Genomic DNA, 26,542 nt, shown 5'->3' on the forward strand with positions numbered 1-26,542 from the left:
ATACCCCTATACCCTTACACCCCTATTCATTGCATAAACTTCGGCAATTCCACGGATGCTAAAGACTTTCGTCCTTTTGGTGGACGCTGAGGATAAACTACTGGCGAAGGTGATTGAGAATCTTGATCAACAACTTCTCCTCCCAATTCTGGAGGTAAATCACCTAATCCTAAATTTTCATGCAGTGGGGAGGTTTCACTATAAAGATTGTCTGGTGTTGGAGTAGATTTATCTGTAGACGATAAATTAAATGACAATGTAGCAGAGTTATTTACTGGAGGTACGATTTCTGTAAATTTTATTGCTGGGTTGTCTGGTGTCGTTTCTGGTACGGTATCGTCTTCAACACTTGTCGCCCAAGTTTCCCAAACTGGATTTTCTTCAGCTTGATGATCAGAATGAAGTTCTGTTACTGGTGGTTTTGTAGGTGTAGTTCCAGTTCCAGACTGAGATGCAAAAAACATTTGAATCAGGCTGTCTATTTGCTCATCTAGTTCTGGTGATGGTGTTACAGATACTGTTTCTTCTGGTTGAGTTACTGGTGGTTCATTTTCCCCAGTTTCCATTGATGGTTCTGGCTGAGGGGGTGAGGGAGTCTGTTCTTTAGGCGGCCAGTTCCAAATCGGCGAAGGGTTGGGAACTGCATAACTACTGGTAAATGGAGGTGGTAATGAAGGCTCAGTGTTTACCTGATCAGTATTTTCTGTTGGTGATTCTGGTTCTGCTGACCAAGGTTTAATCGGCTGTGCATTAGGAAACAAAGACCTGGCTTTTTTGGCAAACCGCGATTTGTGAGGGACTGAACTTGGCGGCTTATCGGTAGCTGTATCAGAAGAATCATAACTGGGAATAGATGTTTCTAGACATTTTTCCAGTGCGGCTTTAAATTGTAATGTTTGACGTTGTTGTCGCATTAATCTAGTCCGCAACTCCCGACAAGCGTTTTCTGACTGCAATACTTGCTGAGATTGTTCGCTATAGTTTGTTTGTAATAAAGTGCATTCCCTTTCTAACTGGGCAATGCGTTGTTGACTTATTTGTAATTGGGCTTTGTAACTTTCAATTAAGATTTCTTGACGCTGTGCTGTTTGGGCTGTAGTTTCTAGCTGTTGGAATAATGATTGGATTTGTTCTTGAGCCGCAGCAAGTTCTTGTGCTTGCTGATTAAGCATAGATTCTGTAACGCTAGAGCGTCTTTTTTGCCACTGTAGAGCCTTTTCTGACTCTACTAATTCGTCTTTGAGATGTTCTACTTGCTGATATAACTCATTATTGGCAGTACGCAATTCTGTATTTAATGCCAAGAGTTTTTGAAATTCTTCTGCAATCTGTGTTTGCTGTTCACTATCAGGTTCTACAACCCAATCTGTCTGTACATGGTTATCTTGAGTAAAATCAGCAGTTGTGTGATGGTGCGGCTCATCTGCTGCGGGTTTGAGGAGTGGCAATTTAGCAACGCTTACATTGTCAGTAGGTACGACTGAATAAAAAGGACAGATAGTTTGTTCTGGTTGTAGAGAATTAGCAGAAGAATTAGGAGATTCCATCACATTCCTGTTATTTGAGGTGTCGGCTTCATTCATCACTCTTGAACCACCTACTTAATCAATGTTCAGCATTGCTGATTAACTATCTAGGGAAGAGATTTATAGCCAAGCTATAGTTTTCCCTAGCTTAAGTAGTCATTATTGATTAGTGTTCCCCATTTTGCATCTATAACTGATGTCGTTATAACATTAAGAACTTACCCCCCGTCAACCTGAGATATTGGGGGGATTTTGAGTTTAAATGCTACAGATGTATGAGTTGCTGTACAGATACTGAAATGTTTTGGTTCAAGCGGACTTGGCTTTAGTCAAAAGTTATGTGGTAGCAGCTCCCTAGTTGAAATTCACACGTTGGAGAAACACTATATCTGTATATAATTTATCAAAAACATCTTTGGGATAGTCAATAAAAAAGTCAAAAATTTAAAAATGGGGATTGGGGACTGGGGATTGGGGACTGGGGAGAAATCAATTCAAAATCCTCTACATTTAGCGTTAGTGTTGCATAGTAAAGGCTTGCCCCTACAAAAGCCACAATTCTTGCCTTTTACCTTTTGCCTTTTGCCTTTTGCCCAGTAACTATGGCAACCAACGAGGATGGAAACCAATTAGGGGAAGCTTTTCTGGTTTAATGGTGCTGATGGCTGCATCAGAAATGGGCAGTAGGGGCATTAACCAGAGACTACTAGTGGCGATCGCTTCACCTTCATCAGTCTTCAAATTGTTAGCAGATGGTTTACTAGTATTGGTTTCGGGAACTACTTGGTCAAATAGCAAGGCTAAACCATCAGGTGATAAACTCATCTGCACGTTTCTTTGTTCTACTGGTAAGACTAATAATGGTTTCTGCTGCTGGTTTTTTAGATCAATGGCTACTAAGTAAGGCTGTTCGATATATTGTGCCTGAGAGACGAGTTGTGTTAATAAGCAGTAGAGGGTAGGTGAAGCAGGATCAAACTGGCAACTGAGAATTGAGCCTGTTGTCTTGACTAGGGGCTGCTGTGTGCCTTGATTAGTGACTAAAAATAATTCTTTTGTAAAGTCAGTATTAAATTTGACCATAGCTGCTTGAGAGCCATCCTTGGAAAAGGATTGTACTAAACCAAACTGCGGCAGAAAATCTAAGGGTTTGCTGGCATCCTTTTGCAGAGGTAAAATAGCAGCCCCTTGTCCTTGGGCAATGGCTACGGCTTTACTATCAGGAGTAATCAGAAAATCTCCCCCTGGTTGACTTTGTAAACGTTGGGGTTGAGGTTTTTCCCCTGATGGAACGTTAGCCGGCATAAACCACAATCCAAAGTCGCTGGGATTTTTTCTATTTCCTCTTTGTACGACTATTGTTTGTCCGTCTGGTGATAAGTCGAATTTGAGATTCTGATAGTCTTTATTGTCTAAAACTAGCTCGATTAAACCTGCTGTGGTTGCTGATGCGCCAACTTTGGCAGAAATTCCAGTGGTAACAGTATATACTTTCGCTGATAGTAAGTCTTGATTATTGCTAGCACGGGCTGAAAACAAGATTTTTTCCCCGTCGGGATAGGCTTTAAAGTCCATCACGACTAACTCTTTGGGAGTGAGGACTGTTTTTTGCTCTTGAGTTAAGTTGTAAAGAACTAAGCGGCCTTTATCTTCTTGGTCAGCTCCTATGTAGAGAATCACGCGATCGCGCGTAGTAAACTGACCCAAGAAAGGCTGTATTACCCGCTTCTTATCTTCTGGCGGCGCAAATTTATCTTTAGCTCCTTGTAACTCAACTTTATAGTTTGTGCCGTAAGGTGCAGGTGTTAACAGTGTATAAACCATCCGTCGCCCACTCCAACTGACTTTACCTGCCAGGGGTGGGTCAATTTTTAAATTATCCTCGACACTTTTAGCATCCATCGGACGGCTAAAAGTGAGGGTAAAAGAAATATCTTCTGCCCCAATTTGCTGATTTTGCCAGGAAAAATCCCGCACCCGCGCTGCTACGACATCACCTTGCAAAATGAGTAGCCCAATCAACACACTGAGCAACAGCATGAAAGCGATCGCTATTCGATCTAATGGTTGGAGGAAAGATTTGGTAGTCATTAGTCAATAGTCATTAGTCATTAGAGAACAGGGAACAGGGAACAGTTTTTCTCATCTCCTACCTTGTCCCCAGTCCCTAATAGCTATAAGGATTGGGTGGTTGGGGAATTTTTTTCAAGGAACTGGCGGCGATGGTGAGTTGGCGTTTACCGCTTATGGTTTCTGTCACCATTTTTCCTTCTATTTCTAGCCAAGTGTCAGGGGTGTATCTTTCTTGACTTTCTGAGAGTTTTACGGGTAAGCCAACGGGATAGGCATCTGCGGCGCAGCAGGTGAGAACAAATCTGGCGAGAAATATGTATTCTTTACCCATGTCTGGTGGGTGGATGACAAACCCTTGCACTTTCACTTTTTGACCGGTGTATCCGTCTGGCTCAGGGTAAACGCTGAGTGTGCGTACCCAGTCTACCAGCGATCGCTCTTCTGGACGAGTGGAAGCCCGAAAGGCTTGGGGTTGGACACGAGAATTAGTTAACTCTGTTACACCTCTTTGTAGTGCTTTATCACTGGCGAATACTTGGGGTGTGATGATTATTCCTAAAATTGCTGAGATAAGTAGCAAACTACTACCCCATCCAGGTGCGAAGAAGTTAACGTGCTGAACATTGGGTGTAATCTCCCGTCGTCGCCGTTGCCATAGTTCTTTCGCTTTTAAGAAAGCAATGACAATCAAGGCGATACCACATACAAATACTAAACCAAAGAAATTGGGATGAATTAACAAATTGAGCTTGCCAGTTACCCAATATTTCAGCATTAATACGCCCCAAGATGCAATTGCTAATACATCCAGCCAGGGCAGAAATTTATTTTGGGGTTGAGATTTAGTCATTAGTCAATAGTCATTAGTCATTAGTCATTAGTCATTAGTCACCATTCATTACTTATTACTCAGCACTCATTACTCATTACTCATTACTTATTACTCATTACTCAGCACTCATTTCTTCCACCTTCCCCTACACCCCTAACTAAATGACGTGCAAGTTAATAAACAGGGTGAATAAAAACGTAAGTTGTCCTGCTAAAGCAAATAGGTAAAAGATGGTTTTGGGTTTGAACATGGATAACATCAAACCTACGCTTTTGATGTCAATCATGGGGCCGAAAACTAAAAATGCTAGTAATGAACCACTGCTGAAGGTTGAGGCGAAGGATAGGGCGAAAAAGGAATCGACTGTGGAACAAATAGAAACGACGGCGGCTAACACTAACATCACCAAAATGGAGGTAATGGGGCCTGCGCCAAGGCTGAGGATTAAATCGCGGGGTGCTAACACTTGAATTGCGGCCGCGATCGCACTTCCTAAAATCATGACACCGCCTAATTCCCGTAATTCTTGGATGCTGTTGTCTAGCACTAAACGCAATTTGTCTGCTTTGCTTTTACCTGTATTGAGGTTGGGTTCACTGGTGGGGAGTTGGTTAGCATCTAATCTTGTCGTCATCCCAGCTCTACCCCCTAAAATATAAGTCCCAGAACGCAAAATATTAGGTGTGTTGATGGCTGGTTTGCCTGTTGACGATTTACCTCGACGTTTTTGTTCTGGATTGGGAGGGGGATTAAATTTTAAGTAACGGGCGATCGCTGGTTGTACTATGGGTTGCAAATCGGTCTGAAAACTAAACACATAGCCAATAATTGTCGCAATTAATAACGAAAAGACTACTCGCAAAACTACAATTTCTGGCTGATCACGAAATGCTGTCCATGTCGCCCAAATGACAATCGGGTTGATTGTTGGTGCTGCTAGTAAAAAACCAACTGCTACAGGTGTAGGTACTCCTTGCATTAGCAACCGCCTAGCAACAGGCACATTGCCACATTCACACACTGGAAACAAAAAGCCAACCATACTGCCAACTAAAGCACCTAGTAGCGGGTTTTGGGGCATTTTCTCGACTAATTTGCGCTCATCTACGAAAAATAGCAGCAAACTGGAGAATAAAACCCCTAAAAGCAAAAAAGGCATCGCCTCGACTAGCAAACTCAAAAATATAGTGAAACCATTGTTCAATTGATTCATGGGTGTCGCAGTCAAAAGCGGTTTGAAGTTTTGAGGTTATGCTTAGTCATTCTATCTGAATCAGGTTCAAACACATTTAAATTAGATGCAACATCATTCAAAACAGTTAATTGATAGATGTTAGAAATTTGAGTGGCGGTCTTCATAGCTATCAATAATTTATTGATAGCTGTTTGATGGTGCAACATATACTGATGATCAATGAGTCTAATGATTGTTGTATAAACGCAATAGTTCCTATTTTTTGTATTTAGTGTGGAACTAACATAGCATTGAGCAAAACTCAAAAATTTAAGAGTAAAAGCAATTATCTTTAAATTTACAGATTTGTGACTATTTTTAGTGAGCAAATTTTTTTAGCTTTGTATAATCCTCCAAATTTTGAATTTTGGATTTTGGATTGAGTATTGTTTTTGTTCATAATCTGCCCCTTGTAGGCGGAATAAATTTCACATACTCACTACGCTACGTCCGCTACGCTAACGTCCACCTGAAATCTCCAAGCCCCGCATCTCAGGCGTGTTCGGGATCAATCTAAAATCTAAAATCCAAAACCCAAAATTGTTTGACTCTGGAATTGTTGGTTTGTTCATGATACTTACTTATATCATCGCTTAATAATACTGATTTCTGGGCGATTCGCCTGATAATTTATATTTTTAAACATTTGGGGATCGCTTGATTTTACTCGTATTCATAGTTATTCATAGTTTTGGCTATGCTCCGAAAATTAGATTTTAGGGTTGGTTGACTTTCTACTATAAAAAGTCTCAAGCTGCAATACCAATTTGCAAAATTCTGCGGAGTAAGTATTTTTTTAAGTAAAAATACTGAATTTATTGAGTATTGGCGTTCAAGTTTAGAGAATAGTACGGTTCGGTGGAAATCAGACCAATAGCTAAAATAGCTAAAAAGCTGATAAATCAGGTTTTTTTACTTCCTTGTAGTAGTCCCAGCAGAAGAGATAGGGAATAAAATATTAGCTGATTATTGGCAAATTTGGCTCAAGATGAGAGTTTACTGTGTCACAAGAGTTTTGTTACCAAATATCGCCACCAATTTTATCTGTAGGTAGCGATCGCGATTTGAGTTTAGAATCAAGGCTGCAAGAACTACCAATGTACACTTTTGAAGTATCAGTTAATTGTACTGGTACGGAAGTAGCAAAATATTTTGATAAATATCCCTTACTCCCAGGTGTAATTTTATTAGAACACGGTAAATTTTATGGGATGATTTCCCGACGACGGTTAGTAGAGTTTTTAATTCGTCCCCACGGTGAAGATTTACTGGCAAAAGAACCTTTAGAGGTGATTTATAGCTACGTGCGGAGAACGATTTTACAGTTACCTGAGACAACGCCAATTTTAACGGCAATGTTCCATACTCTCAAGCGATCGCCAGAATTTTTAGCAGAACCTATAGTAATACAGACAGCAGAAAATACCTACAAACTCTTAGATATCCAAGAATTAAATATCGCCGCTTGGCAAATTCGCGGGATTGAGACTCAAGTGCGCTACGAACGCTCTCAAGCCCAAATGATTCAAAATGATAAAATGGCCAGTCTTGGCAGATTAGTAGATGGAGTTGCCCACGAAATTTTAGATCCTGTGGGTTTTATTTGGGGTAATCTCACTCACATCTCCAACTACACCCAAGATTTATTAAAATTAATAGCTGCTTACGAAAATAACTACTCTGATTGTTGTCACACCATCGATGCCATCAAAGAAGAAATAGAATTCGATTATTTAGAGCAAGATTTATCAAAAGCTTTAACTAGTGCGCGTAGTGGTGCAGAAAGACTAAAAAAACTTGTCACCAGCTTACAGAATTTTTGCCACATTGATGCAATTTATCCTAAGCCAGTAGATTTACACGCCTGTATAGATAGTATTGTAATTTTAATTAAAAGCCGTTTAAAAGGCGAGATTCGCATTGTCAAAAACTACGGTAAATTACCCCCAGTTCCTTGCTATATGGGGCAATTTAACCAAGTATTAATGAATATATTAAGCCAATCTGTAGATAGTTTGCTAGATGACGCAGTTAGGCAACAATTACAACCAGATAGTCAACATAATCTCAAACAAGCAGAAATTGTAATTTCCACAAAAGTGATTTCTAAACCCACAGGTACACCCAATGCACCTGATTCAAGATGGGTAGAAATTTCTATTACTGATAATGGCCCAGGAATTCCTGATGAATTACAAAAACAAATGCGGGAAAATTTTTCGATAGAAAAGAGAGCCGATAAGGAAACAAGTTTAGCTGTAAGTTATAGAATCATCACTGCTAGACATGGAGGAAACCTAAATTTTCGCTCCCAACTAGGTAAAGGGACAGAATTTGAAATTTTGTTGCCTTTGTTGTAGGTAGTCAATAGTCATTAGTCATTAGTCAATAGTCATTAGTCATTAGTCAATAGTCAATAGTCATTAGTCATTAGTCATTACTCAGCACTCACCACTTATACCAATTCGCAATTCGCAATTGAGAAATCCTAAATTGACAAGGTTTTTCGGATTTGGATCTGTTTCAAGATTTTCGTGAATTGGTATTAGCACTCAGCACTCATCACTTAGCACGGGCTAAACGCCCCGCTTCCGCTAACATTACTCATTACTCATTACTCATTACTCATTACTCATTACTTCTACCTTGTCCCCAGTCCCCAATCCCCAGTCCCCTAACCTCCGCTAACTTCTCCCCAATCTCTAATTACGGAAAATAAGGCTGAATAATCATCTTCAGCAAATGACATTTTCATGGCTGTTTGGAGAATTTTCTGCACATTTTCAATGCTGCTGAGATCCAAACCTAGAGATTGAGCTTCGGAGATAAATAAATCTGTATCTTTGAGTAAGTGTTTTGTGGGAAAGTTGGGATTGCTGTAATTACCGTCTAACATACGCTGTAGTTTTTTATCGAAGGTAGGTGCATACAGCGCGCTGCTACGCAAAACTTGCATAAACTTTTCTACATCAATCCGTTGACGCTGCACAAAAGCTAAACTGAGAGCAAAGCTGGTAGTTAATGAGCCAATCAGTTGATTTAAGGCTAGTTTCAATCCCGAAGCTGTTCCCACTGGCCCCACTAACACAGGATCAGGGCCAAAATTCTTGAGTAAATCTAAGTGTCTTTCATATTGTTGTAGTTGCGCGCCTACCATCACTGTTAGCGTTCCTGTTTTAGCTTCGGGGATGCTTCCCAATACAGGTGCTTCCATGTATTCTCCCCCACCGCCAACTACGGAATCTCGAATTTCTTGGCTCTGTGTCGGGGTAATAGTACCCATTTGGATGATAGTGCGTCCAGCTAACGTCCGCCATGAAGTATCTGACAACAAAACATGATAAATGGCGGCGGCGTTAGTCAACATGAGAATGACACATTCAGCTTCCCGAATCGCATAGCGGGGATGGTTGACAATTTCCGCACCTGCTGCTTGTAGAGGTGCTAGTTTTTCTGGGGTACGGTTGTAAGCAATTACTTCTATATTTGCTGCTAACAATCTTTGGGCCATTGGTTGTCCCATTAGTCCAGTTCCCAGAAATGCCACCTTCATTGTTTGTTTTCCTTGAGTAAAGCATTAGCGAGTCCTTTGTTTAGACATCGCGTTGTCATAGTTTGGTTTTCAGTAGTCAGGGAGTAGTAATCTTGATTCCCATCTCAAATTACCTAGTGTTGAATAATAATTTGAGTGTTGGCAAATGCCCAAAGAAAAAACTGTGATTGAGTATTCATCAGCTTTTCTACTCCCGAATTACGGATTTAGCAGTTAGCCACCTGCGGCAAAACTCGCCATAATGAGGACTGATAGCAAGATACCAGGACTCAGTAGTGTTACTAGCATTAACAGGTCATGAGCAGTCATAATTATCACTCCGATTGTTGACTTTGCTTCATAGCGATCACTGTTATGCTAGTCCATATCTTACTAATACAGCATTCTTAAAGAGAGTTTTAATTTTTTAGGGGTGTGGGGGTTTAGGGGAGAAAAGTTGAAATGTTTAGTTGCAAGCTTGCTGTAGTAATTCTTCTTTTCTTTTGCCTGTACCCTGTTCTCCGTTCCCTGTTCCCTTTTATTGTGGCACAATTAAGCCTTTTAGTGGTTGAGTACATTCTTGTGGGGATAGTCCCTTGCTTTGAATTAAAACTCCAAAACCACCTAGTCCTGTAGGATCAATTAGTTGGTGGAGTGTTTCTCGTCTTTTGAGTAGTTGAGATAGGTCTATTTTTTGATATGAAAGGTCTGCAATACGGTTTCCTAAGCCTAAAGCCATCAAAAATAAACCTTGCTGGGTAAAGCCAACTTTCTCTAGACCACAGGACTTTCCCCATTGTTCTAATGCTGTAAAGTCAACATGGGCTGTGATGTCTTGCTGTCCGATATTAATATAAGGGTTATTGTGATGACGATGTTGATAGTAACACTGGAGTGTTCCTTGCGATCGCCTGGGATTATAGTAACGGTTGGCAGGGTAGCCATAATCAATTGTTAGCACATAGCCCCGTTGCAAGCGGTCAGCTACTATACTCAACCAGTCTAAAGCCGCTAAATTAATTTCACTACGATAGCCATCTTCATAACCACCTCTTTGTAAATCAATCCCGATTAAATCAAAGTATGCTGCTAGTTGGGGTGTAGATGGTTCACCTGTGACTTCTGTAAAGGACGGGGTGGAAGACACGGAAGCATTCACTGGTGTTTGAAGGGTGACGTAAATTTCTCGCAGTTCACCAGCCTCTAAAATAAACTGATGTACTGGAAAAGCATCTACTAATTCATTGGAGAAAATACAGCCAATAATTGAGTTGGGTGCTATCTCTTCCCAGTCATGCCAATATACGGGAAATTCATGTAGGCGTTGTTGCTGTTCTTGTTTTAAACCTGGGGATTTTTCTAAAATCCCATATTGCAACACAGAGAAAAAGTTGGGATGATGCTGCTGAATGTAGTTGAGGATATGCAAAGCTAAGAATCCTTGACCTGCACCCATTTCTAATAAGATAAAAGGGTGAGGTCGCCCCAAAATTTCCCACATTTGTAGAAATTGTTCGGCTAATAATTCACCAAAGTCTGTGTCAAGATTCGCTGAGGTGAAAAAGTCCCCGCCTTTAAACCCAATGTTGACAGCATTACTGGAATAATAGCCATATTCGGGATGATATAGCACCATATCCATATATTCAGCAAAGGTAATGCGCTGTTTGGGACTATGATGAATACGATGAGCTATAGCTTGATATAGTGCAGAATTGAAATTCATAGGGGACTGGGGATTGGGGTTATCAGCTATCCGTCACTTGTTTACTGTTCTCTGTTCCCTATTCCCTATCACCTAATATATAGGGGGACGTGGCTAAAGTTTGTGCTGCTACTTGTATGAGTTCTATATCTGATTGTGACCAACGATGAGTTCCTTGACAGTGATGGGCTACTAGTAATCCCCATAATCCTCTATTGGTCAAAATTGGTGCTATTAGATTAGCCCGGACTTGTAAATTGCGAAGAAAATCTCGATGACAAGGGGCAATGGGGGCGGTTTCAATATCAGCGATCGCTTTGATTCTACCAGCTAAATACAATGCTGCATACTGCTCGTTAAAACACTCATCTGGCCCTGTTGAACCCAATATAGAAAAATGCTCTGAGCTTACGGCTTCAAATGTGACTTGTCCATGCCATTGCCAGTAAAAGTAGTATAAAACCACGCGATCTACTTGCAGGTGTTCTCTTAATTGGGTTGTCGTTTGTCGAATTAATGCGTCTCGTTGCATCTTATTCACAAGACGATGGAGAACTTTTTGTAAGCCCTCTTCTGTAGATGTATTTGAGCTAGGATCAAATTCTGCGTGAGAATGAATTGCCACAACTCTCGAATTTATAAGATTCAGTTAGTTTGGTTGGTTTTATATAGTAATTTACCTGATTCTATCGGTCAAATATAAACTTACTTAAAGAGGCAAATTTAATTTAATATCGCTAGAACTAAATAATTAATACTAAATAAAACTTTATATAAATTATGCTCTGCAATCCCAATCTATATAAGTTTTGTAGAAATATACTGATAATTAATTAAAAATTAATAATTCTTGTTGAGAATTACTAAGATAGAGAACCCCGATTTTTTTGGATCGGGGTTCTCAAAACTTATACAGCAATAGAGAAAAGCAAATTATCTGTCAACAGACCCCATGATCACATCGATGCTACCGAGAATCACGACGATATCAGCAACCTTCATACCGCGCAACAGATGAGGCAAAATCTGGAGGTTGTTGAAATCGGCTGGACGGATTTTCCATCGCCAGGGGAAGACGTTGTCATCGCCAACCAGATAAATTCCCAGTTCGCCTTTACCGCTTTCTACACGGGCGTAAATTTCTCCTTTGGGCATTTTGAAGGTGGGAGAAACTTTCTTCCCGATGTATTGGTAGTCAAAAGCATCCCACTCAGATTTTTTCCCGGCTGCTAACCGTTTGGCTTCTAGATTTTCGTAAGGGCCGCCAGGGAGTCCTTTGAGGGCTTGCTTGATAATTTTTACAGATTCACGCATTTCGCGCATCCGCACCATGTAACGCGCCAAGCAATCACCGGCGGTTTCCCACTGCACTTCCCAATCAAAGTCGTCGTAGCATTCGTAGTGGTCAACTTTCCGCAAATCCCACTTCACACCAGAAGCCCGTAACATGGGGCCAGATAATCCCCAGTTAATCGCTTCTTCGCGGGTAATAGTACCGATACCTTCGACACGACGGCGGAAAATGGGGTTATTGGTGACTAATTTTTCGTATTCATCAACGACGGGTAAGAAATAATCGCAGAATTCCATGCACTTATCTACCCAGCCGTAGGGTAAATCAGCCGCTACGCCACCAACGCGGAAGTAGTTATTGTTAACCATGCGGTAGCCTGTGGCAGCTTCCCATAAATCATAAATCATCTCCCGTTCGCGGAATTGATAGAAGAAGGGAGTTTGCGCGCCTACGTCCGCCAGGAATGGGCCGAACCACAAGAGGTGGTTAGCAATGCGATTTAATTCCAACATGATGACGCGGATGTAGCTAGCGCGTTTTGGGACAGCCACACCTGCTAATTTTTCTGGTGCGTTGACGGTGACAGCTTCGTTGAACATCCCAGCTGCGTAGTCCCAACGACTCACGTAGGGGACATACATAACGGTGGTACGGTTCTCGGCAATTTTTTCCATACCTCGGTGTAGGTAGCCAATTACCGGTTCACAGTCAACGACATCTTCACCATCTAAAGTGACAATTAACCGCAAAACCCCGTGCATAGAGGGATGGTGTGGCCCCATGTTCAGCACCATTGGTTCAGTGCGGGTTTCTATTCTCGCCATAAATTCCGTGTTCTCCCATTAGAAAAAAGTGAATTGAATCGCTGAGTGCCATCCAGACAAGAGTTTTCGTGTCTGCCAAGCTCATGTTCGTAGAGGCAATATTTTTGGGGCAAACCCGGCATTTATTACCCATACGGGAGTATGTTGGAGAGATGGGGGCAGATGAGGACGTTTTGTTGATGTTGCATTTTGTTTCACTTCTTCAATTATTATAGGAAAGCTTGATATCCAATAAATTAAGCCACGGGATTTCTTCATCTCCCTGGGGATGAGGAGTTGAGGCAGTGGGGGAAGGTGGAGTAAATGTTGATTGTTGACTAATAATTAATCACTTTTGATAGTGAAGAATTTATTTGGCTACTCAATTTGAATTTACCAGAAAACTACTTCTATATATTCTGAATTTTGACTGTAATTTTGTTCGCAGTCAGTAATAAATAGATGATTGTAGATGTTTTGTATCTGTTATTTCAATGCTAGATGATGATGATTCGTGCGATCGCTCGTTATGCAGTAGATTTATATGTACATTAATTGCGTTGATTTTAAATACTAATCATTCCGACAATCAAACCAAAACTCAATAGTTAAGTATCAAAAATAAATAGCCAATTCTGATAACTCCATTCTGTTGTAATTATCTATTTTTTGTCCTCAATCTAATGACTTCTGATTTTACTGATTTACCCACTATTGCAGAACCGACGTTTTCCCATCTACCAGTGTTACCGCAAGCAGTAATTACAGGTTTGGGGTTACGTGCAGGAGGAAATTACCTTGATGTTACGGTGGGTGGCGGTGGTCATAGTCGGTTAATTTTAGCGACTGCACCAGATATACAGTTAACAGCCCTTGACCAAGATGAGGATGCTTTAAATGCAGCAAAAAAGGAGCTAGCAGAGTTTGGGGAAAGGGTGAAGTTTGTGCGTAGCAATTTTGCTAATTATCAATTTTCCGGGGCTAGTTTTGAGGGAATTTTGGCGGATTTGGGTGTAAGTTCCTATCACTTAGATACGCCAGAACGGGGTTTTAGTTTTCGTCACACCGCTAGTTTAGATATGCGAATGGATCAAAGGCAATCTTTGACAGCATCTGAGGTGATTAATGAATGGGATGAAGGAGAATTAGCGGATATTTTCTTTAAATATGGCGAGGAAAGATTATCAAGGCGTATTGCTAAACGTATCGTCGAGAAAAGACCGTTCCACACCACTACAGAATTAGCAGAGGCGATCGCATTTTGCGTGCCTCCTAAATACCGCTATGGTAGAATCCATCCGGCTACCCGTGTGTTTCAGGCTTTGCGGATAGTAGTCAACGATGAGTTAAAATCCCTAGAAACTTTTTTAGAGAAAGCACCCCAAGCCCTTGTCCCTGGCGGAAGAATTGCCATTATTAGTTTCCACAGCTTAGAAGACCGTTTAGTTAAACACGGGTTACGCAATTCACCCCTATTAAAAGTTTTGACGAAAAAGCCGATTATTGCCACAGAAGCAGAAATTGCAGAAAATCCGCGATCGCGTTCTGCCAAACTGAGAATAGCAGAGAGAGTAATGAGTAATGAGTAATGAGTAATGAGTAATGAGTAATGAGTAATGAGTAATGAGTAATGAGTAATGAGTAATGAGTAATGAGTAATGAGTAATGAGTAGGCAGTAGGAAATCCCTGCCCAATGCCCAATGCCCAACGAAAAAAGAGGGAGCTAAACTAACTCCCCCTGAAAGATAAGATGGTAATCCAATAGAAAACAGCCTTTGCTATATGCGGTTTGCAGGTAGCATTGCTATGGGGTTAACTGCACCTTTACCTGCGGGATGAATTTCAAAGTGCAGGTGTGGCCCGGTGCTAAAGCCGGTGCTACCTAATCTGGCGATTTGCTGACCTTGGCGTACTTGTTGACCTACTTCTACCAAAATGGCACTGTTGTGGGCGTAGCGAGTTAAGCTGCCATCAGCGTGGCGAATATCTACAAGATTGCCGTAGCCACCTTTATTCCAACCGGCTTTTTCAACGACACCGTCAGAAGATGCAAACACTGGTACACCTACAGCATTGGCAATATCAATACCTCTGTGCATTCTTCCCCAACGCCAACCATAACCAGAGGTGAGTACACCTTTTGCTGGCCAAATGTAGGCTACAGAAGAATTTGAGGGTGGGGGTGTGTTTTCGTCGATGGAACGAGGTAAATACTGGTCTACAGCTGCTAATGGGGGTAACTTGTTAACAGAAGGAGAAACGGTAGTTCCGCGCATTCTACCCAAAGAATCATTCGCATCCACACCAGCAGGGGGGGTTGCTATCCGTGTCCGGTTGGTGTTCCGAGATGGTGCAAGTTGACTGGCTCCACTGTTAGGCAAGAATTCTGGGTTAACTGACTCATCGGTTAAAGGACGAGTTGCTCGGAATTCTGGTTTCACTGGTTCACTAGCATAACCAGGTGTGATGGGAGTGGGGACAGTAATGGGAATAGCAACGCTTCCTTGGTTAGAAACGGGTCTAGAGGTAGCTACACCATTAGGAGCTGATACAGGAATGGGTATGGCTGCATCTTCTCTTTCTGGTGTGGTGTTGTTCCCAGCTTGTTGAGTGCGGTATTTGCGTTGTAGTCGCTGAATTTCTGCTTGTAGGTTGCGTAGTCTTTCGTTTTTAGCTCTAGCTACTCTATCAGACGACTTTCTGGGCTTTTGGATTTCAACAAAAGCTCTGGGAATTGGGGTGTCACCACCTACACCTTGAGCTTCTGGCTCGTTGGCGGTTGCTTCTGGCTCAACAACATCAGGTGTTAAGTTTTGTGGTGCGACTGGTACTGTGATTGGGACAGTCACACTGCTGTTATCTACGCTGCTGCTATCAGCGAGAACAGGTGTTTGTGAAGTGAATTGCTGGGAGTTAATGCTAGTGGGTTGAACGGGGAAACTAGCTATGGGAGAGTTGATGTTGTATTGCGCGTTTGTTGGGTTTTGTGGGATGGCACGGCTGTTAACTGGAGCGGTAGGAATCACCAATTTTTGGCTAATTTGTAGCTGATTGGGATTGCTAATGCCATTAGCTTTGACTAATTCTGCAATGGAAGTATTGTATCGGTTAGCGATCGCCGCTAGGGTATCCCCTGGTTTGACTTCGTAAGTTCCTTGTGAAGATGGTGCTGTGATTTTTGGTGCCACTATTGGTGCAGTTGTTGCTGGTTGCTGCACGGGAATAGTAATGGCTTGTGGTTGTTTTACACTTGTGGCCAGATTATCTGGACTACCGTCAGTGAGTGTGGGCGACTGTTCAATTACTGTGCCTTGGGTGTTGAGGGGAGGCAGCTGATTGGCTATTGTTGTTGGCTGCTTCAACTCAAAGGTAGTTTTTGATAAATCTTTGGACTCCTCAGACCGCAACTCCGCCAGACTTTTTCTTAAACGGTTCGATTTTTCTTGTAGGCGAGTTAGTGCAAATTCTTGCTGTGCTTTTAATTGGGCATTAATTTCACCACTTTCATCTGCACTCTCTGCTGCTTCTGTTTGTGGTTGGGTTTTGATAAATGCAGTTTGTTCAGCATTCGCACTGTTAGCTTGAGCCAGCTGTTCTGGGGTCAATTGCGCTGGCTGTGGTGCTGTTAGTTGCTCTTGCTGGTCTTCTATGGAAGTTTTGTTAGTTGTAACGTTTTGGGAAGGATTTTCTGATGTTGAAGATGGGACAGACATTCCACTGGCCAAAACTTGCCATTTAGCTTCAAGCCCAGGCAACTGTGAAACTGCTGTTGGTTCAACGATGACAGGATTCTCTGGCACACTTGCTGATAAGACTACGGGAGTCCCTAGCTTGGTGGGAGCAAATTTCACTTCTTTATCAGATGCAGCAGAAACAGTAGAGGCCGCTTTTTGACTACCTACAGGTGCTGCTGCTTGGGCTTGATCGCTTTGCCGAGTCACCAAAAGGCTGGTTGCTCCCATTGACAGTGCTAAACCAATCATGGCTGCTTGTCTACGGGCGCGGCGATTAGCATCATTGTTAGGCACGTTTAGTTGCTCCACTGGGGCATCATCGCTGCTAGGGGTATTGTTCAACACAGCCTTCACTCTTTTTTTCAATGCTCGTTTCAAAGACGACCTCCTATGATCAATAGCGCTTAACTGACCTAGATTTTTCAGTTGGAACTAGTCAACGATCTAGATCACATCACACGATAGATCAAGATCACTTCTTACCAGAGATACTTACGCAAGATTAACCTGCTTCTCTGATTTAGACAAGTTCACACCTGTTAGCAAAACTTAAAAAGTTGCTATGCTGACTTGTCCGTTCGACTCCTCACCCCCTCACACAGTTTGCTACTTCCAGATTTGTCCTAGTTTCCTGTTACTGTTGACGGTTTAGCTGGAAAATACATGATATTCTCTCAGAAAAAAGTCGTTGTAAGCAATTCTTACTAAGACTTCTGGAACAGCTATGCCCCCTGCTGTAGATATCTTCAAGGGTTTTCTACCAGATCCGTCTTCTCAACACGAGACTTTACGTTGATTATTCCCTAAAAAACAACCGTACAAACTATCGTCTGCTTTTTTGCTAGACAATAATATTTTTGAGGCAATATTGTTCAAGTTCTTTGCTCAGAACAGGTTTTGAGTGTTTAGTTACGTAGACCCCCATGATTTGAATTCATCAAAATCTATCATTCCAATTCGCAATTTGATGGAATTTGATATACAAATTTCTTATCATAATTATCCCTGATTTTCTAATATTTTCAGTATTATTACCCTTGCTACCATGAAAAATAGTAACAAATAATACAAAAATAAAATATAGCTACTGGATATTAATGAATTCAAATTGTCGAATTGGCGAGAATCTGACTTGTTTTATCTCAGTAAAATTACGATCAGGATCTCAGCAACCAAACTACAGTAAGTAACCCAACTGACGGCGGACTTCAAATAAACCGATCGCCACACTCACAGACAAATTCAAACTGCGGACACCTGGTTGAGCCATTGGTATATGTAAGGTAGCATCGCAAGTTGACAAAACTTCTGGTGGTAATCCTGTGGTTTCACTCCCGAAGAGTAACCAATCATCGTCTTGATATTGATATTTAATATAGTTGGAACTGCCACCTACAGAGAAACCCAGTAATCTGCCTTGGCGTTGTTGGTGGACTGTTTTAAAGGCTTCTATGGATTGGTGATAGTGCAGTTTGACATAAGGCCAATAGTCTAAACCGGCGCGTTTGAGGTAGCGATCGCTAATTTCAAATCCCAAAGGCCCGACCAGATGTAACTCTGTACCTGTAGCGGCGCAAGTGCGGGCGATATTACCTGTGTTGGGCGGAATTTGGGGATGAACTAGAACTACCTGGGGCATGGTCTGCAAAACTTCTATTTGTATAAAAAGATATATTTACCACGAAATATATACCAATAGACAGAGGCTAACCATAGGTTTTGTTAATAAATATCAAGCAATGGCCATAGATTAGATTTTTAAAAGAAAAAATTAAGGTTTTGGGGGGAGTCAAGGGTCATTAGTCATTAGTCATTAGTCATTAGTCATTAGTCATTAGTCATTAGTTTTTCTTCCCTTGTCTCCCTTGTCCCCTTGTCTCCCCTAACCCTTACACCCCTACCCCTAAACCCCTAATTAACGAACTGAAGAGGAACACAATTTATCTTGCAGTTCCAGTTCGCGTTCGTGGGTGGCGGTGATGGCTTGGGTGATGACTTGTTGGGTGTCTAAGCCAACTCCATGCAGTTGTAACCATTGTTGGGCTTCGTTACCGACGCGGAGGATTTTCTGTAATGGTGAGAGGAAACAGCTAAAACCTTGTTGCTTTGCGATCGCCCAAACTTCATCATAGATTTCGGATATCCAATCTCTGGCGATGATGGTGCGGCCATCTTGCCAGTGTTGCAGTTGTGCGTCAAGGCTAAGGGTAGCGGCTGCGATTTCGTTGTTAGTGGCAATTTTAACTAGTTCTTCGGGAGAGAAAATACTTTGGCTGAGGGGATCTAAGTCGGGGTTTTCGATGAGTTGTAACAGTCGCGCTTCTAACAAGGCGGTGATGGCGAGTAAGGCGATGGGATCTGTGACTAAATCGCAAATTCTTAGTTCGAGACGATTGAGATCATAGGGACGGCGATCGCCATTGGGTCTGACTGATACCCACAGATGACGGACGTTTTGCATTGTCCCTGCGGCTAGTTGCTGTTCTACCCACTCTATATGATGGGCGTGACTAGCAAATAATGGTACGTGGGTTGGGGTTTGAGGAAAGACACCCCAACGGGTGGAGTGATAACCTGTGGCTTTACCGTCTAAAAAGGGAGATGCCGCACTTAAGGCTAAAAATAAGGGTGCTTCCATGCGGATTAACCGACAAGCCCGCATTAAGATTTCCGGATCGTCTATACCTACATTGATATGAACGCTGGCGGTAACGACTTTGGTGTGGTATGTGTTTTCGATGTAGTCGTGATAGGGGTTAGTGGGGTCGGAACGAACAAAGCGATCGCTTCCTCCCAAAGATAGGGTACTTCCTGGAATTAAGGTGTAGTCACCCAATTTTTGCAGGTAGTTGCGTAAGATTCGCCGAGGAGTTAGCAAGGCGCACAATAGGCTGTCATAACTCAGCAAGGGACTGGTTATATATTCTACGTTGCGGCTATCTGGTTCTCTGACAAAGCCGTCTAATTCAGCCACGATTTTATCGGAGAGTCCGATGATTTCTCCTTGGGGCGTGCCTGTGTACATTTCAATTTCAAAGCCTTTTAGTAAGCCCACTGCGTTCTCCTCGGCCTTCTATTGCCTATAGATTTTATCGATGTCAACAAGTTTTTTTATCGACTCTGAGAGCGACTTTAAAGTCAAGAATTATGAAATACTCCAAGACCCCAACTATACCTACAGACGGTAATTGAGAGGTTTAAATCTCTCTCGATTCATAATCTATCAACCTAATTAATTTTTTATTAAATTAGGATAAGAAATGCTGATGTTCTGTGTGCATCTAAATACTTAGATTATCTGTTGAGGTCGGTAATAGGTGATGGGTAATCACTATTGATTAATTCTTAATTACCGATTTTCATGAATAGTGGTATCAATCGGTGCGAATTTTCCTGTGTATTTGCCTTGATATGCTTGAAAATCTGCTGATACTGATCATCTCATAAATGCGGCATTTCATAACTAGCTCTTAAAGTTTATATTGATGATAAATTTCGCTAGCGGCGCGATGTATTAGGGAGTGTCGCCAGACTAAGGATTTTAGATCATCGGCGTAACCGCCACCAATGACACAGGCGACGGGATAGCCAGCACCGACGCAGGTACTTAAGACTTGCATTTCTCGACGAAATAAACCAGTATCACTTAAGGCTAGTTTACCTAAGCGATCGCCTATATGGGGGTCAACACCAGCGTCATAGAATACTAAGTCTGGCTTGACTTGAGATAGCAAATCTGGTAAATAATTCGCCAAGGTTTGGAGATAAGCGTCGTCTTCCATTCCCACGGGTAAAGGAACATCTAAATCACTTGCTTGTTTAGTTCCTGGGAAATTCACTTCGCAGTGCATGGAGAAAGTAAATACACTTTCGTCATCCTGGAAAATAAAGGCTGTACCGTCTCCTTGATGCACATCCAAATCAACAATCAAGATTTTTTTGACTAGTCCTTGTTTTTGCAGAACACGGGATGCTATGGCTAAATCGTTAAAAATACAAAAACCAGAACCATAGCTAGGAAAGGCGTGATGTGTTCCCCCAGCAGTATTACAGGCTAAACCTTGATTTAATGCCAACTTTGCTGTCAGGATTGTCCCACCGACTGCGATGCAGGTACGATTGGCTAAGGCTGGACTCCAAGGTAAACCAATTCGACGCTGTGCTTTGGGATCTAATGTCCCCTGACAGTAACTCTGCACATAGTCGGGAGTGTGGACTAACTCAATTAATTCTAAAGGCGGCTGATTTGGCAAATGAAATTGTTCTAAGTGTGCTACGCCGTCAGTTAATAGTAACTCATAGAGTAATTGGAACTTAGCCATCGGGAAGCGATGACCGTCAGGTAATGGTGCAACGTAATCGGAATGATAAATAATCGGTAGATCCATATTATTTATTTTCACCCGAATTCTAGTATTTAACCCATCTGGAGATTTTTGATTGTGTAGTCATGAGGTAAAATCTTGCAGTAATCATCTGCTGACAAGGAATTAAAAATTGATAATGATGGACTGGATTTTACCTCTAGCATTAATCTTAGTGGGCTTGTTGACAGGAATTATTGGTGAAAAAGTTGTTTTCCATCGATTGCAAAAGTTTGCCACTGATAAAAATATTCCAGGAAGTCATATTATTTTTACTTCCCTGCAATCTATGCCTTTTGTTTGGTTCATGCTAGCGGGTTTTTCTGGTGCAGTTGTCAGCGCGCCTATCAAAACAGATATCATTAATTTATTACAAAGACTCACCACCATCGCTTTTCTATTTTCTATTACTTTAGTTGCTGCGAGATTCACGGCTGGGTTTTTGAATCTCTACACTAAATCAGCCGCTAGAGCTACCGCATCATTAATTTCTAATGTTGCGAAAGCTGCTGTTTTGGGGTTAGGCATATTAATTATTTTGCAAACTTTGGGAATTGCTATTACTCCGATTATCACAACTTTAGGGGTCGGTGGTTTAGCAGTGGGTTTAGCACTGCAAGATACTTTGGCGAATTTATTTGCTGGTTTTTATCTGATTCTTTCTAAACAAGCGCGTACGGGTGATTATGTGAAATTGAATGATGGCAATGAGGGCTATGTCATAGATATTTCTTGGCGAAATACCACTATTAGAGAATTATCTAATAATGTGGTGATTGTGCCTAATTCTAAACTTGGCTCGACAATTTTCACGAATTATCATCTACCTGCTAAAGAAATTACTTTAACTATGAATGTAGGAGTAAGTTATAATTCCGATTTGGAACAGGTGGAAAGGGTGACAGTAGAAGTGGCGAAGGAAGTCATGCAAGAAATTGCCCCTGAGTTAATTAAGAATGAACCATATATTAGATTTCACACTTTTGGAGATTTTAGTATAGATTTTACGTTATATATGCGTGTGAGTGAATATTTCGATCAGCGCATCGGCAAACATTTATTTATTAAGAAACTGCACAAGCGTTATCAGGAAGTCGGGATTGCGATTCCTTTCCCTATTCAAGATGTTTATGTTAGGGGAACTGGGGAATAGGAAGGAAAAAGGAAAAAGGCAGAAGGTATAAAGATGGTGGTTAAGTTATTAAGAAAGGGGAAAGGGTAAAAATGTAGAAATATGTTTACCTTTTCCCCTGGTGTTTATCCTACTGTGAACTTATGAAGAAGCAATTATCTGCTTCTGAGAAAACTGAGAAATACTATCTAGGGCGGCCTGGAGTTCTTCCATCTTCATCGTTACTACCACCGTGGGGACGGGAATTACCAGGATCGCAGCCTTCGGAACCATTACCAATACCTTGGTTACAATGGCGACGGACTTTTTTATCATCATTGTCATCATCAGTGCGATTGAATCTATTAACCTCAGCTCGCTGTTGTATGCTGTCTATGGCGTACTGAGAGGAGATATCAAATACATCACCTGTGCTGGCTAGGGTTTTGTAGATTAAAGCTGCAACTTCTGCTCTAGTCGCTACTTTATCAGCATTGAGGGTTTGTACGTTGGGATAATTAACGATGATACCCCGTTCGGTGAGGGCTGCGATCGCATTCCGCACGTCAGAACGAATACTAGCCGCATCTTGATAAACTGCCAAAATGGTTTGAGTAGAACCGCTAAATGTATAATTGAGTCCTTGGGCTAAAGCTAGCAAAACTTCTGAACGAGACAATGTTTGCATGGGTTTGAAGTTATTCCCAGCCACACTTAAAAAGCCCATTGCATAGGTATCACGAATGGCGTTATAAGCCCAATATCTAGTAGAGACATCCCGAAAGCTAATAGCATTTCTGACTTTAGCTTTGGCAAAAGCTTGAGTTAGCATCGCTGCAAATTGGGCGCGTGTCAACTGTTCGTCAGGACGGAAATTACCATCGGGAAAACCTTGGATAATTTGCAGTGCGGCTAATTCCGCGATAAAGTCTTTAGCCCAGTAATTATTAGCCACATCTGCAAATTTTACCTGAATCCCGTTCCCTACCCCAATTTCACGATAGGTCATCATCAACTGACCGATATCATAGATGGAGTTATCATCATTGCTGACTTCATTAAACTCTACTAATCTACCTGGTTCAACTTTTAATGCTTCCGCCAAGTTGTAACTAAAGACGTTCATCGTTTGACGTACCAGTGTATATTCACCCGTGCGGAAGGAAGTTGGATAAACGCTATTTGTGGCGACAGTGGAAAAACCTTCAGCCTGAAATTGACTGATATTAATAGTTTGGGAACTACTCAAAAACGTCACCCGTTCATTACTAACTTGGGTAAAGTAATCGTAAGCGGTGGTATTAGTATCAATTGTGCCATCTTGGTCGGCATCAGCACCGCAAACAGTACGCACAACTTGATATTCTGCGGGGTTGTCCGACAGAATTAAGTTAACTGCTGTGTGAGCTGACAATAGCTCAAATTCGCTGTAACCAATAAAGCGGTTTTGAAGATCATACAGCCGCACGACCACGCGATCGCCTGCTTTTAATCCTTTAGCAAATTTGGCTTTACGATTTAATTTATACTTAAAATCACCTAAAAATCTTTCCGCTAAAAAGCCTTTGTGGCGTTTGGCTTTATAGGAAACACGCGCAATAACATCGGAAAAATTACCCGATGGTTGTAAAATTGCCAAGCTAAAGCCTGTTTTTTTACCTTTAACAGAACTACTAGTTGCAACTACTTGAGTATTGCGCTCAACTCTGGTTGTTTGTTTTTCTACAGTTCTGCTAGTAGTTCTGCGAGATGTCGCTTCCTCACCCCGTATCATGGCATTGACAAACTGAGTAGCATCTTCATCTAGTTTGGCTAATGTTCCAGATTCATCAGTGCGATATACCCAAACTTGTTGATCCTTTAATACTACTACCTGCCAGCCACGGACTTCTGCTTCTGTACAATTAGTATCTGCAATTGTTAAACCCAAGCAACTATTCGACCAACTTTGTTGTTGTGCTTGAATGATTTGGAGTTGAGAAACTTCAATACTCGTGCGTTGAGAAATATCTTGTAGAACAGCTATTTTAATGGGTTCTGGCAGTTGTTCAGCATCACTACTGAGAGATTCATCTGCGAGTAGCTGTGTTTGCGTCACCTTGGGAGAAATTCCAGGATCTGCATAAGAAACTAGAGGAGAAAATACTGCTAAGGATGTAGCCGTTAGAAAAACTGTGCTGAAATGATGCAGGGAACGTGGATGTTTAGATTTCATCTCGAACCGTATTAAGTGGCTAAAAGTGAAGGGAACTTCACAGTTCCTTCATCTATTAATCCCTTTGTGAAGATAAAACTAACACGGTTATGGAAGATGGGGGACTGGGGACTGATCAATTCAAAATTCAAAATTCAAAATTCAAAATTGAAGAGTGATTGGGGATTGTGGATTGAGACAAGGTAGACAAGGGAGTCTTTATTTCTCTTTTAATCCTCACAACTCATTACTCAGCACGGGCTAAACGCCCCGCTTCCGCTAACAGCACTCACCACTCAGCACTCACCACTATTCACTTTCTCCTGAGTTTTGCAGAAATGTTTCAAACTCAGCTAATGTCTGGCTCACACCAATCTCTTTGGCGCGTTCCATAAACTGGGGAATTATCTCTATTACTGCTATTTTGGGAAAATTTTGACTGATTTGGGATTCAACGTACTTACCTTGTTGCAGTAAGTAAATTTTTAAGCTGTTATTTTTGTATATCCACAGTTCTGGAACTTTTAAAGCTTCGTAAGCAGCAAGTTCTGTTTTGGAGGTTAAGTCAGTCTCTAGTGCTAAATCAGGTGGGGGATCTACTGTCAAATCCAAGCGGGTTTTACCGATAACAGCTTGATAGTTTTCAATATAAAAGCATTCATCAGGCTCGATACCTACTGCCATACTCTGACTTTTAAAGGTAGTAGAACCAAGGGGTTCCCATGAGCGTTTTTGAAATTTTAATAGTGCTTTTACTAAGTCAGCGAGTAAAATTTTTGACCTTTCGTGTTCTGGTAACGGGGTCATAATTTCTAAAATTTGATTGGCGTAAGCAATACGAGATGAGCGCGATTCCCCTAAATCTACCAGAATCTTTTCCAACTCTTCCCAAGACGCAGGCTCTAAAGTCACTTTTTGTCCTGGTTCTAACCGCAAACTAATAGCATTCGCCAACATAGGGATTTCCCAAATTTAACAAACACCCCACCCTAAAAATAACATTTTGATGAGAATGCTAAGAGGTGAAACACTTTACTATATATAGCAATAGTATAGGAATCTTAATAATGACGTTAGTACCAGAGCAACAAGTATCTACCGCGCAGTTTGAAAAACTCATTTGGGTTTGGCGCAGTCATAAAATTCAATACACCGTTATGGGTACAGGACAACCTTTGGTGCTAGTGCATGGTTTTGGTGCTTCCATTGGACACTGGCGCAAAAATATTCCCGTGTTAGCGAATGCTGGCTATCAGGTGTTTGCGTTGGATCTTTTGGGCTTTGGTGGTTCGGATAAAGCCCCCATAGATTACAGTACAGAGGTTTGGGCAGAACTATTAAAAGATTTTTGGACGGAGCATATCCAACAACCGGCGGTATTTATTGGTAATTCTATTGGCGCACTCGTCAGTTTGATAGTGATGGCTGAATATCCAGAAATCACGGCTGGTGGTGTGTTGATTAATTCGGCTGGTGGGTTGAGTCATCGTCCCCATGAATTGAACCCACCTTTAAGAGTGGTGATGGCGGCTTTTAATCGCTTTGTGCGATCGCACATTACAGGTAAGTTAATATTTAATCGCATCCGCCAAAGGGAGCAAATTCGCCGCACCCTCTATCAAGTGTACTGCGATCGCACAGCCGTTACTGATGAACTAGTTGATTTAATATACACTCCAGCCTGTGACCCAGGGGCGCAAAAAGTATTCACCTCCATTATCAGCGCACCTCCAGGCCCAGCACCACAGGAACTACTACCAAAAATCAACCGTCCCCTATTAGTGATTTGGGGTGCAGAAGACCCCTGGACACCCATTACCGGGGCGAAAATTTATGAACAAGCACTGACAGACGGTAAAGATATCAAAATCGTACCCATTCCCAATGCTGGCCATTGTCCCCACGATGAAGTCCCGCATATTGTCAATGCTGAGATTATTGATTGGTTAGGACAGAAAAGCGGCGTTTAGGGGTGTAGGGGTGTAGGGGTGTGGGGGTGTAAGGGTTTAAGGGTGTAGAGGTGCAGGGTGCAGGGTGCAGGGGAGAAAAAATCACTCATCACTCCCTACTCAGCACCGGCTAAACGCCGCGCTACCGCTAACATCACGGGCTAAACGCCCCGCTTCCGCTAACAGCACT

At 41.8% G+C, this 26,542-nt stretch carries 18 protein-coding genes; 4 read left to right on the forward strand and 14 right to left on the reverse strand.

Annotated features, from left to right (window positions below; translation table 11 throughout):
* Positions 1-26: 26 nt before the first annotated feature.
* The 4 genes from CLI64_RS02740 to CLI64_RS02755 all read right to left on the reverse strand — a co-directional run bounded on the left by CLI64_RS02740 (position 27) and on the right by CLI64_RS02755 (position 5,644).
* The gene (locus CLI64_RS02740; RefSeq protein ID WP_192881668.1) at positions 27-1,583 is read right to left on the reverse strand and encodes a hypothetical protein; all 1,557 of its coding nucleotides are present in this window, start codon (positions 1,581-1,583) and stop codon (positions 27-29) included.
* A 543-nt stretch (positions 1,584-2,126) separates the two neighbouring features.
* Positions 2,127-3,617, reverse strand: a complete 1,491-nt coding sequence (locus tag CLI64_RS02745; protein ID WP_103135795.1) for an Ig-like domain-containing protein — start codon at positions 3,615-3,617, stop codon at positions 2,127-2,129.
* A 76-nt stretch (positions 3,618-3,693) separates the two neighbouring features.
* Positions 3,694-4,449, reverse strand: coding sequence for a TIGR03943 family protein (locus CLI64_RS02750; protein ID WP_103135796.1), 756 nt, complete (start codon positions 4,447-4,449; stop codon positions 3,694-3,696).
* A gap of 139 nt (positions 4,450-4,588) precedes the next feature.
* Complete coding sequence (locus tag CLI64_RS02755) at positions 4,589-5,644, reverse strand: permease (RefSeq protein WP_103135797.1); 1,056 nt, start codon at positions 5,642-5,644, stop codon at positions 4,589-4,591.
* A 1,022-nt stretch (positions 5,645-6,666) separates the two neighbouring features.
* Between CLI64_RS02755 and CLI64_RS02760 the strand changes: the two genes are divergently transcribed.
* On the forward strand, positions 6,667-8,025 hold the full coding sequence (locus CLI64_RS02760) for a sensor histidine kinase (RefSeq protein ID WP_103135798.1): 1,359 nt from the start codon (positions 6,667-6,669) through the stop codon (positions 8,023-8,025).
* Positions 8,026-8,339: 314 nt separating this feature from the next.
* Here the strand turns inward: CLI64_RS02760 and CLI64_RS02765 are convergent, their stop codons facing one another.
* The 4 genes from CLI64_RS02765 to CLI64_RS02780 all read right to left on the reverse strand — a co-directional run bounded on the left by CLI64_RS02765 (position 8,340) and on the right by CLI64_RS02780 (position 13,020).
* Entirely contained in the window at positions 8,340-9,218 is an 879-nt protein-coding gene (locus CLI64_RS02765; RefSeq protein WP_103135799.1) for an NAD(P)-dependent oxidoreductase, read from the reverse strand.
* 517 nt (positions 9,219-9,735) lie between these two features.
* On the reverse strand, positions 9,736-10,923 hold the full coding sequence (locus CLI64_RS02770; protein WP_103135800.1) for a class I SAM-dependent methyltransferase: 1,188 nt from the start codon (positions 10,921-10,923) through the stop codon (positions 9,736-9,738).
* A 58-nt stretch (positions 10,924-10,981) separates the two neighbouring features.
* Positions 10,982-11,527 carry a GAF domain-containing protein gene (locus CLI64_RS02775; protein ID WP_103135801.1) on the reverse strand — a complete coding sequence of 182 codons (546 nt, stop codon included), beginning with the start codon at positions 11,525-11,527 and terminating at the stop codon, positions 10,982-10,984.
* 308 nt (positions 11,528-11,835) lie between these two features.
* Positions 11,836-13,020, reverse strand: coding sequence for an NAD(P)H-quinone oxidoreductase subunit H (locus tag CLI64_RS02780; RefSeq protein ID WP_103135802.1), 1,185 nt, complete (start codon positions 13,018-13,020; stop codon positions 11,836-11,838).
* 662 nt (positions 13,021-13,682) lie between these two features.
* On the opposite strand from CLI64_RS02780, the gene rsmH reads away from it, so the two are divergent.
* Positions 13,683-14,588 carry a 16S rRNA (cytosine(1402)-N(4))-methyltransferase RsmH gene (gene rsmH, locus CLI64_RS02785; RefSeq protein WP_103135803.1) on the forward strand — a complete coding sequence of 302 codons (906 nt, stop codon included), beginning with the start codon at positions 13,683-13,685 and terminating at the stop codon, positions 14,586-14,588.
* A 190-nt stretch (positions 14,589-14,778) separates the two neighbouring features.
* Here the strand turns inward: rsmH and CLI64_RS02790 are convergent, their stop codons facing one another.
* The 4 genes from CLI64_RS02790 to CLI64_RS02805 form a co-directional block, all read right to left on the reverse strand.
* On the reverse strand, positions 14,779-17,079 hold the full coding sequence (locus tag CLI64_RS02790; RefSeq protein ID WP_225977490.1) for a peptidoglycan DD-metalloendopeptidase family protein: 2,301 nt from the start codon (positions 17,077-17,079) through the stop codon (positions 14,779-14,781).
* A gap of 832 nt (positions 17,080-17,911) precedes the next feature.
* A complete protein-coding gene (locus CLI64_RS02795; protein WP_103135805.1) occupies positions 17,912-18,373 on the reverse strand; it encodes a tRNA (cytidine(34)-2'-O)-methyltransferase in 462 nt (153 codons plus the stop codon).
* Positions 18,374-18,649: 276 nt separating this feature from the next.
* The gene (gene gshA, locus CLI64_RS02800; protein ID WP_374703968.1) at positions 18,650-19,759 is read right to left on the reverse strand and encodes a glutamate--cysteine ligase; all 1,110 of its coding nucleotides are present in this window, start codon (positions 19,757-19,759) and stop codon (positions 18,650-18,652) included.
* Positions 19,760-20,204: 445 nt separating this feature from the next.
* On the reverse strand, positions 20,205-21,122 hold the full coding sequence (locus CLI64_RS02805) for a histone deacetylase (RefSeq protein WP_103135807.1): 918 nt from the start codon (positions 21,120-21,122) through the stop codon (positions 20,205-20,207).
* A gap of 115 nt (positions 21,123-21,237) precedes the next feature.
* Between CLI64_RS02805 and CLI64_RS02810 the strand changes: the two genes are divergently transcribed.
* The gene (locus tag CLI64_RS02810; RefSeq protein WP_103135808.1) at positions 21,238-22,251 is read left to right on the forward strand and encodes a mechanosensitive ion channel family protein; all 1,014 of its coding nucleotides are present in this window, start codon (positions 21,238-21,240) and stop codon (positions 22,249-22,251) included.
* A 163-nt stretch (positions 22,252-22,414) separates the two neighbouring features.
* Here the strand turns inward: CLI64_RS02810 and CLI64_RS02815 are convergent, their stop codons facing one another.
* Positions 22,415-24,424: an S-layer homology domain-containing protein gene (locus CLI64_RS02815; protein ID WP_103135809.1), complete on the reverse strand. Its 2,010-nt coding sequence runs from the start codon at positions 24,422-24,424 to the stop codon at positions 22,415-22,417.
* Positions 24,425-24,712: 288 nt separating this feature from the next.
* Positions 24,713-25,360, reverse strand: coding sequence for a Uma2 family endonuclease (locus tag CLI64_RS02820; RefSeq protein WP_103135810.1), 648 nt, complete (start codon positions 25,358-25,360; stop codon positions 24,713-24,715).
* 110 nt (positions 25,361-25,470) lie between these two features.
* Here CLI64_RS02820 and CLI64_RS02825 point away from each other — a divergent pair, with 110 nt between their 5' ends.
* A complete protein-coding gene (locus tag CLI64_RS02825) occupies positions 25,471-26,373 on the forward strand; it encodes an alpha/beta fold hydrolase (RefSeq protein ID WP_103135811.1) in 903 nt (300 codons plus the stop codon).
* Positions 26,374-26,542: the final 169 nt, after the last annotated feature.

Origin of the sequence: Nostoc sp. CENA543 (assembly GCF_002896875.1) — a bacterium.
Taxonomy (GTDB): Bacteria; Cyanobacteriota; Cyanobacteriia; order Cyanobacteriales; family Nostocaceae; genus Trichormus.

Bases quoted from the DNA above. Each gene is read 5' to 3' on its own strand.
- CLI64_RS02740 (WP_192881668.1), bottom strand. From the start codon at position 1,583: ATGAATGAAGCCGACACCTCAAATAACAGGAATGTGATGGAATCTCCT.
- CLI64_RS02745 (WP_103135795.1), bottom strand. From the start codon at position 3,617: ATGACTACCAAATCTTTCCTCCAACCATTAGATCGAATAGCGATCGCT.
- CLI64_RS02750 (WP_103135796.1), bottom strand. From the start codon at position 4,449: ATGACTAAATCTCAACCCCAAAATAAATTTCTGCCCTGGCTGGATGTA.
- CLI64_RS02755 (WP_103135797.1), bottom strand. From the start codon at position 5,644: ATGAATCAATTGAACAATGGTTTCACTATATTTTTGAGTTTGCTAGTC.
- CLI64_RS02765 (WP_103135799.1), bottom strand. From the start codon at position 9,218: ATGAAGGTGGCATTTCTGGGAACTGGACTAATGGGACAACCAATGGCC.
- CLI64_RS02770 (WP_103135800.1), bottom strand. From the start codon at position 10,923: ATGAATTTCAATTCTGCACTATATCAAGCTATAGCTCATCGTATTCAT.
- CLI64_RS02780 (WP_103135802.1), bottom strand. From the start codon at position 13,020: ATGGCGAGAATAGAAACCCGCACTGAACCAATGGTGCTGAACATGGGG.
- rsmH (WP_103135803.1), top strand. From the start codon at position 13,683: ATGACTTCTGATTTTACTGATTTACCCACTATTGCAGAACCGACGTTT.
- CLI64_RS02795 (WP_103135805.1), bottom strand. From the start codon at position 18,373: ATGCCCCAGGTAGTTCTAGTTCATCCCCAAATTCCGCCCAACACAGGT.
- gshA (WP_374703968.1), bottom strand. From the start codon at position 19,759: ATGTACACAGGCACGCCCCAAGGAGAAATCATCGGACTCTCCGATAAA.
- CLI64_RS02805 (WP_103135807.1), bottom strand. From the start codon at position 21,122: ATGGATCTACCGATTATTTATCATTCCGATTACGTTGCACCATTACCT.
- CLI64_RS02810 (WP_103135808.1), top strand. From the start codon at position 21,238: ATGATGGACTGGATTTTACCTCTAGCATTAATCTTAGTGGGCTTGTTG.
- CLI64_RS02815 (WP_103135809.1), bottom strand. From the start codon at position 24,424: ATGAAATCTAAACATCCACGTTCCCTGCATCATTTCAGCACAGTTTTT.
- CLI64_RS02820 (WP_103135810.1), bottom strand. From the start codon at position 25,360: ATGTTGGCGAATGCTATTAGTTTGCGGTTAGAACCAGGACAAAAAGTG.
- CLI64_RS02825 (WP_103135811.1), top strand. From the start codon at position 25,471: ATGACGTTAGTACCAGAGCAACAAGTATCTACCGCGCAGTTTGAAAAA.